Raw genomic sequence first — 5479 nt, forward strand, 5'->3', positions numbered from 1 at the left:
CAATATGGAAACTGTTGAGACAACAGACTATCTGGATGGGTTCCAATATTGGCTTAATGACCTAAGTTTTGTGCCTACTTCAGAAGGGTATTATGATTTTATTCAAAATAAGTATATTTACAATTACACAGATCAGGTAGGAAACATCAGACTGGCGTATTATAAAGATGCCTCCGGAAACCTGAAAGTAGATAGAACTACCCATTATTATCCTTTCGGGCTAGAGTTTGGCGGAGAATTAAGCACCTCAGGTTCAATTACTCAGAATTATAGATATTCTAGCCAGGGGCAGGAAAACCAAAGGGAGACAAAATGGAGTTCTTACCGATGGAGAAATTATGATGCTGCGATGGGGAGGTTCTTTAACATTGACCCGCTTGCAGAAGATTATAACACGTGGTCAACCTTTGCTTTTAGTGGAAACAGGGTGGTGGATGCTAGAGAACTAGAGGGGTTAGAACCTAAGAAAGTAAATGAAGTGAGCCTTCCTGGTAACGACCCAATGGAGTTTGCTGAGTTTATTATGGGAGGGGCTAGTAGTGTAAGAGCTGCGGTAGCAAATAACGTAGCACGAACCATTAACGTTCTTACCAATGATGCCGTAAGAAGTAAATATGTTGTTGATGATGACGGTGGGTTAACTTTGCGCACAGGTGTTCCCAAAGAATCCTTTAAAGAAAAAGTGGTAAATGGTTCTCTTGACCTTGCTACTATTGGATTGGCCGCATTTGGAGGTGTTGAAGGAGCTTTAACAGCTCAGGGAGGAAAAGCTCCAGCTCTGAAAGCTATTGAAGAGGTAAAAGCTGCAGCAAAAATACCAAGCATAGCTAGCCAACGGCAAGGAGCTGTTAGAAAAGCTTGGAAAGAGGAAAAAAATATGGTGGAAAGAACAGGAGGAAGAGGGACAAGAAGATGGAACTCGTCTCAATTAAAAGAGTTGAAAGAAACTGGAAAAGTAAAAGGAATGAAAGGACACCATATTAACAATGTTAAACATCACCCTGATAAAGCTGGAGATCCAGACAATATTGAATTTGTCACTCAAAAAGAACATTTACAAAGACATGATGGGAATTTTAGAAATGAAACTACAGGACCTCTCAAAAATCGTAAAGAATAAAATTATGTATAAAGAAATAAGAGAACTTATTTATAAGTTTCAAAATTTAGGAATAGCAAGTTCGAGCGATGGAGCAATGTTAATAGGTCAAGTGCCACATAAAGGTACTGAAGCTTGGCTTAATGAAATGTTCCCTGTATTAGATAAAAGTGAAATTGAAAGCTTAGAAGATGAACTAGATACAAGTATACCAGAAGAATATAAGGACTTTTTACAAAACTTCAGTAATGGTTTAATACTTCTAACTGCAACACTAAGTTTTGATGGATTAAGAAGACATTTAACCCGTGATCTAAAAGCAAATTCAAGGCAACCATTTTCGATTATAACACCGAACATCTATGAAAGACCAGAAAATGCTCTGAAAAGTTATTTTTTCATTGGCGGTTATCAATGGGATGGATCTCTATTATATATAGATAAAGAAACCAATATTGTTCATTGCTGTGCACCAGACGATGCTACTTCAAAAGTTCAATGGAGTTCTTTTAAAGAAATGCTTCAATCAGAATTAAAACGTTTGTACTTATTATTTGATGATGAAGGAAAAGAGATAAATGAAGATGTGTCAACACTTCCTTATTAAATTAATATATTAAAAAGAATGAGGCCGTCTCACAACTCGTGAAAACGGCCTTTTTTATGAAATTTTCCTGTATCCCTATACGAGAGGGGTTTTCGTTTAAACGATTCTCAACCCACATCATGTAGTTGTGATATACCTTCCTTTTCTTGCTGTAGAAAAACCTTTATATTTACAACTACACAGATCAGGTAGGAAAATCAGACTGGAATATTATAGAGATACTTCCGGAAGCCTGCAAGTAGACAGAACCACCCATTATTATCCGTTTGGGCTGGAGTTTGGAGGGGAATTAAATATCTCTAATTCTATTACTCCAAATTATACCTATTCCAGCAATGGAAAAGAAAAACAGCAAGAGACGGGATGGAGTGATTCTGGAGCGAGAATGTATATGCCAGATATTGGAAGATGGGGAACTGTTGACCTACTGGCGGAAACTTCTCGTCGTTGGAGTCCGTACGCTTATGCTTTTAATAATCCTATAAGATTTATTGATCCTGATGGTATGCAAAACAAAGATGTAATACTTTCTGGAGATCTTAAAGATAAAGCATTTGAACAGCTTCAAGCAAAAGCAGGAAATCTTAATCTACAAATGGATTCAAAGGGGAAAGTTACAGGAAGTATTAAAAACGGTGCCACAGCGTCAGCTGCTGAACTAAAGTTGCTAGATGCAACAAAGGACTCCTCTGTTATGGTCAATTTAGAGGCTACAAGTTCAAATAGTGTTGATAATACACCGATTTTAGGAGGAGCTTTTGGTGGAAGTGAAATTGACAACAATGGTATTGTTCAAACAAATCAGATTATGAATCCGAATCAAGCAGAAATAATTGAAAATGCTACTGGCCGGCCAAAAGGAGGAACTGTATTACATGAAATTCTGGAATCCTATATTGCAGGGGTAAATAACCCCGGAACGCCTGGGTTCGGAATTGGAGGAGATCTGAGTGAAAAACCTTACCTTAATGCACATAATGCAGCAAAACGATTAGATCCTACTCATAATAATTATAGTGTATCACAAACAATAGATTCTGTGGATGTTACAATAGGGGGGACTAAATTTGGAACAGTGTCAACTTATATTAATGTGACAAAAACAAAGCCACTAATTAAAAGTAATGGCGAACCACATAAGAGAAAAACAGTCACAAGCGTTACTAAGGTTCCTGTTGCAACTGCAAAAGATATTAGATTAAGAAATTAAAAAAAAATGAAGAAATTAACATTAATTCCAGTACTTATTTTAAATTCATTTCTTTATAGCCAACAAAAGATTGAGATCAAAATAAAAAAAGTCATTGAATTTGAGAAATCGTATGTTTTTAAATTTAAAAATTTAGAAACGAGAAAAGTAGATTATTTTTTTTCCTACAAAAAAGATACATGTAATAGTGGATCAAAGATTAATAAAGGTGGAAAATATGCTATTGTAATGTCTAAATTAACTGTTCCTCATCAAAATGATGGAAATACCTACTCGATGGAGGTAGATAATTTTATCCTACCTCCTAATCATAAATTATATTATTCTGACAATGTCAAAGGCGTATATGTTTGTAAATAATAACGCCATTAAGAAATGAAACTGATTATTGATACTTAGTTAAGACTCATTAATTGGACAAGGAAATCTTAACTCATCTATTCAGATAAATGTTTTAAGACATCCTTGTGCAGAAGCTTTATGTGGTTGGTATACATGGTCACGTGAAGATTTTAATCCAGAAGAATTTGATTTTTTTAGCCCATCACATAGTATCACTTATTAGATAAGGCTTCTTTTGTTGTTAAATATTTAGGACTTCCAGCCGGAAACAGATTTTTGATAGATAGTAAAGGGTATGAAGATGTATGGTTTGATGAGGGTTTATTACTATAAGTAGAAATTTTAATCCGATTATCTGCAGAGATAGTGGGGGGTGAATTTGCCGTCTGTTTCGTTGTAAATTTGGCAAAATATTTTATTTTTATCGAAACTAAATTTCATGTTTTAGAAAATCTCTATGGAAAATAAAAATCTGGCTAAGTATATAACAACTATAGTGGGAATTAATGAAAAGATTGACCGTCATTGGGATGAGGCTACTATAAATTTTATTGATATTTTTACATGTGATGATCCTATTTATCCCAACATAAAAATATTCGGAACAATAGGTGTGTCTGACCACCCCAATAGAATTGAAATGAAAGATGGTAATTTTCAAAATATTCCTATTGAGCTTCTTATTGCTGGATATAAAGAGTTTGATATGTTACCAAATATTTTATCCACAGCAGGATTTTATATTACTAAGAAAAGGTGGGATTGCCAACCGGGATCAGTCTTTATGCGAATTGTTGACATGTATTATGAAGAGTCAGAAATGAAACACATTATGTTTGTATCACCATTTCTGTGGGAAGATAAGTTGCAGCCACTGCACCTTGAAACAAAGACTGTACATTGGCTTTTAGGTACTCCAATTTCTGATAAGGAGCTAGAATTCAGAATGAAAAATGGAACATCTGCATTGGAAGACATATTTCAAGAGAAAGACATTGATATATTTGACATTAATAGAAAGTCAGTTATATAGCTATTATTTATTCTATTGTAAAGCTCTTGCTCCTACAAATTTAGAGTAAATAAGAAAAGATTATTTATCATAACAAATGTTTATGAATTTTATAGCACGGCTTACTATCCGTGCTATTTTTTAGGTAAGATCAGGTAGGAAAATCAGACTGGTGTATTATAGAGATACTTCCGGAAGCCTGCAAGTAGACAGAACCACCCATTATTATCCTTTCGGGCTAGAGTTTGGAGGAGAATTAAGCACCTCAGGTTCAATTACTCCGAATTATAGATATTCTTCCCAGGGACAGGAAAACCAAAGGGAGACAAAATGGAGTTCTTATAAATGGCGGAATTATGATGCTGCGATGGGGAGGTTCTTTAATGTTGACCCGCTTGCAGAAGATTATAATACATGGTCAACATATGCTTTTAGTGGGAACAGAGTGGTTGATGCAAGAGAGCTTGAAGGTCTGGAACCTAAGAAGGTAAATGGAAGTAGCCTCCCAGCTGATCCAATGGAGTTTGCTGAATTTATTGGTGGAGGAATCAACAGTGTAAGAGCTGCGGTTGCAAATAGCGTTGGAAGAACTATCAACGTTCTTACCAATGATGCCGTAAGAAATAAGTATGAGGTTGAGGGTAATGGAGCACTAACTTTGATGACAGGAGTTCCCAGAGAATCCTTTAAAGAGAAAGTGGTAAACGGTTCTCTTGATTTAGCCACTATCGGATTGGCTGCCTTTGGAGGTGTTGAAGGAGCTTTAACAGCTCAGGGAGGAAAAGCTCCGGCTTTAAAAGCTATTGAAGAGGTAAAGGCTGCCGCAAAAATACCAAGCATAGCGAGCCAACGGCAGGGGGCTGTTCGAAAAGCGTGGAAAGAGGAACAAAATATGGTGAAAAATGGAAAAGATGGTACAAGAGAATGGACTAAGGCAGAATTGAAAGAGCTTAAGGAGACTGGCAAAGTTAAAGGTATGAAAGGACATCATATTAACAATGTCAAACATCATCCTGACAAGGCAGGGGATCCAAATAACATTGAATTTGTAACACAAAAGGAGCATCTGGATCGGCACAACGGAAATTTTAGAAATGAAACTACAGGCCAATTAAAAAATCGTAAAATAGATTAATCATGTATAATAAAGAAATTAATGAACTTATTTATAAGTTCCAAAATTTAGGGCTTGCAAACTCGAGCGATGGT

7 protein-coding genes and 1 pseudogene are annotated in these 5479 nt (G+C 35.8%); all 8 read left to right on the forward strand.

All coding sequences use genetic code 11. From position 1 onward, the window contains the following. On the forward strand, positions 1 to 1120 hold a 1120-nt coding region (locus DRF57_RS23240; protein WP_317126120.1), incomplete at its 5' end, for an RHS repeat-associated core domain-containing protein. Between the two features lie 4 nt (positions 1121 to 1124). Beyond that, positions 1125 to 1706 carry an SMI1/KNR4 family protein gene (locus tag DRF57_RS23245; protein WP_115921117.1) on the forward strand — a complete coding sequence of 194 codons (582 nt, stop codon included), beginning with the start codon at positions 1125 to 1127 and terminating at the stop codon, positions 1704 to 1706. A gap of 127 nt (positions 1707 to 1833) precedes the next feature. After that, positions 1834 to 2916, forward strand: coding sequence for an RHS repeat-associated core domain-containing protein (locus DRF57_RS23250; protein WP_157969929.1), 1083 nt, complete (start codon positions 1834 to 1836; stop codon positions 2914 to 2916). 6 nt (positions 2917 to 2922) lie between these two features. Further along, a complete protein-coding gene (locus DRF57_RS23255) occupies positions 2923 to 3276 on the forward strand; it encodes a hypothetical protein (protein ID WP_115921114.1) in 354 nt (117 codons plus the stop codon). Positions 3277 to 3361: 85 nt separating this feature from the next. After that, on the forward strand, positions 3362 to 3481 hold the full coding sequence (locus tag DRF57_RS24290) for a hypothetical protein (protein ID WP_455550097.1): 120 nt from the start codon (positions 3362 to 3364) through the stop codon (positions 3479 to 3481). 35 nt (positions 3482 to 3516) lie between these two features. Next, positions 3517 to 3591: pseudogene (locus tag DRF57_RS24295) on the forward strand (immunity protein Imm33 domain-containing protein); the annotation flags it as partial. A 124-nt stretch (positions 3592 to 3715) separates the two neighbouring features. Next, entirely contained in the window at positions 3716 to 4291 is a 576-nt protein-coding gene (locus tag DRF57_RS23265; protein WP_115921115.1) for a suppressor of fused domain protein, read from the forward strand. Positions 4292 to 4442: 151 nt separating this feature from the next. Then, positions 4443 to 5405, forward strand: a complete 963-nt coding sequence (locus tag DRF57_RS23270) for an RHS repeat-associated core domain-containing protein (RefSeq protein WP_115921116.1) — start codon at positions 4443 to 4445, stop codon at positions 5403 to 5405. Positions 5406 to 5479: the final 74 nt, after the last annotated feature.

Source organism: Chryseobacterium rhizosphaerae (assembly GCF_003385455.1).
Lineage (GTDB): Bacteria > Bacteroidota > Bacteroidia > Flavobacteriales > Weeksellaceae > Chryseobacterium > Chryseobacterium rhizosphaerae.

Bases quoted from the DNA above. Each gene is read 5' to 3' on its own strand.
- DRF57_RS23245 (WP_115921117.1), top strand. From the start codon at position 1,125: ATGTATAAAGAAATAAGAGAACTTATTTATAAGTTTCAAAATTTAGGA.
- DRF57_RS23255 (WP_115921114.1), top strand. From the start codon at position 2,923: ATGAAGAAATTAACATTAATTCCAGTACTTATTTTAAATTCATTTCTT.
- DRF57_RS23265 (WP_115921115.1), top strand. From the start codon at position 3,716: ATGGAAAATAAAAATCTGGCTAAGTATATAACAACTATAGTGGGAATT.